The 2215-nt window shown below is 69.1% G+C and carries 2 protein-coding genes; one reads left to right on the top strand and one right to left on the bottom strand.

What is annotated here, in order from left to right; all coding sequences use genetic code 11:
- A partial coding sequence (locus B2X67_RS03860; RefSeq protein ID WP_286784677.1) for a hypothetical protein occupies positions 1-271 on the top strand: 271 nt, incomplete at its 5' end.
- Positions 272-365: 94 nt separating this feature from the next.
- On the opposite strand, the gene B2X67_RS03865 is transcribed toward B2X67_RS03860, so the two are convergent.
- A partial coding sequence (locus B2X67_RS03865; RefSeq protein WP_286784678.1) for a penicillin acylase family protein occupies positions 366-2215 on the bottom strand: 1850 nt, incomplete at its 5' end.

A 2215-nucleotide genomic window follows, 5' to 3' on the forward strand; every position in this document is an offset into this window, starting at 1 on the left:
GGCCGCGGCGAAAACCGCGGCCAAACCCGCTGCGGCCTCGCCTGCCGTCAAACCGGTCGCGAGCAAGCCGGCCGCCAAGCCCACTGCCAAACCCGCCAGCAAGGCGGCCGTCGCTCCGGCGAAGGCCGTGGGCACCGCCACACCGGCACGCCCGGCCGTCAAACGCGTCGTCAAGCCGGCGGCCAAGCCTGTCGCGGCGAAACCCGCTGCTCCGGCCGCGGTTGCCGCGGTCTCCAGCGCGGCTCCGGCGACCCCGGGCGATACGCTCTGAGGCACTGAAAGGCGCCACCGGCCTTTCGCGACGCCATGAAAAAGCCAGGCTTTCGAGCCTGGCTTTTTCGTTTGCGCCGTAGCGGCGATCGGCTCTAGTCCGCCGGCAGCAGGTGCAGGGTGCCCTCGACGTGAGCCGCGACATCCTCCTCGCTCATGCGCATCGTCTGGTAGCGTCCGGCGATGTAGTCCCGTGCCTGATCGGCGTTGTGGCGATCAAAGAGCACGCCGCTCTGCCCGACCGGGTTGATGCCGAGGCTGTGCAGCGGATCGTCGAAATCCACCAGGCGGCGCGTCGAAGGGCCGTAGGTGACCGGCCAGGGCGCCGGGCCGATGCGCTGGGACAGGTTGTTGGGCAGTTCGTGGCCGCCGGGCGCGGCGAAGGGGCCGACGTTGAACAGGCGATCCAGCGGTTTCTGCTGGCCCAGCGCATGGGCGTGGGTGACCTGGTGCAGCGTGCCCCAGGCCCAGCCCTGCGGGTCCTTGCCGAAGTGCTCGCGCAGGTGCGCGAGGGTGGCCTGCCAGGCCTTGCCCAGTATCACGGCGCGGTTTTCCGTCTCGCCCGTGGTGCGGTCGTCCCACCACGGCGAGCGGGCATCGGCCACCAGCCGCGGCAGCGCATGGTCGAGGACCCGGGTGCTCAGCAGGGTGTCGAAGTAGTCCGCACCTAGTTCGTCGGCCATCGCGGCACGGGCGATCTCGTAGAGCAACTGGTTGAACAGGCTGGCCTCCACCGAGTCGAGGCTGTGTTCTCCGTCCCAGGCGGCGAGGCGTTCGAGCAGCGCACGGTCTTCTTCGCCGCCGGCCTGGCTGCGCAGCTCGTCGAGGATCGGCAACAGCATGCGTTTGTAGTAGTCGGTCTTCGCCTCCAGTTGCAGCGCCTGACTGTTGTTGCGGTCCCATTTCACCGTGGCGTCGGCCAGTTGCCGGTCGAGCTCGCGGCCACGGTCGGGCAGGTTGTAGTGGCCGGGAATCTCGATGCCGGTCGGCGAGACCGGCTGGAAATTGGCCGAGAAGATGTAGCCCCGCGCCGGGTTCTCTTCCTGCGGGTTGGCGCTGAACGGGTAGAAGCCGGGCTTCTCCGCTTCGCCGCGGCGCGCATCGAGGATGAACAGCGGATTGACCCCCTCGGGGCGCTTGACCAGCTTCGCCGCCGCCCACCAGGCGATGTCGCCGTGGGCGTTGGCGTAGACCAGGTTGAGGCCGGGTGCGTGGATCTTCTCGGCGGCGGCGCGCGCCTGTTCCAGGCTGTCTGCGTCGCGCAGGCCGTAGAAGGCGTCGATCAGCGGGTTCTCGGTTTCGAGGAAGGCCCACCACATGGCGATCGGCGTCTTGCCTGCGGCCTTGCCCAGGGCATCGGTGATGATCGGCCCGTGCGGCGAACGGCGCAGGATCAGGGCGACCGGCTCGGCGCCCTTCACCCGGATGGTCTGCTCGGTCTTTTCCATCGTCACCCAGCGGCCCTGGTAGCGAACCTGCTCGGGGTCGTCCGGGTTGACCTCTTCGGCGATCAGGTCGAGGTCGGCGTTCTGGAACATGGTCAGGCTCCAGGCATGCCCGGCGTTGTGGCCGAGCATGGCGAACGGCGTCAGCGCCTGGTAGTGGCCGTATAGCTCGCTGCCCGGCATCTGCGTGTGCGCCTCGTACCACACCGCCGGATTGGAAAAGCGGATGTGCGGATCACCGGCCAACAGCGCCTTGCCGCTGGCGGTGCGCGCGCCGGAGACCACCCAGGCGTTGCTGCCCTCGAACTGCGGCAGACCGGCATCTTCCAGCCCGTCCGCGCTCAGCTGGGCGATACGGCCCAGATCCTTCCAGTCGCCAGCGGCCAGGGCCGGCCCGGCGAGCGCGCCCTGCGGCTGCCAGTCGATGTCGAAGGCGCGCAGGTAGTCGGCGCCCAACTGGTCGCGGATGAAGGTCAGCAGCGGATTGGTGCGCAGGGATA

The sequence above is a fragment of the Pseudomonas sp. UBA3153 genome (assembly GCF_002364635.1).
GTDB lineage: Bacteria > Pseudomonadota > Gammaproteobacteria > Pseudomonadales > Pseudomonadaceae > Pseudomonas_O > Pseudomonas_O kuykendallii.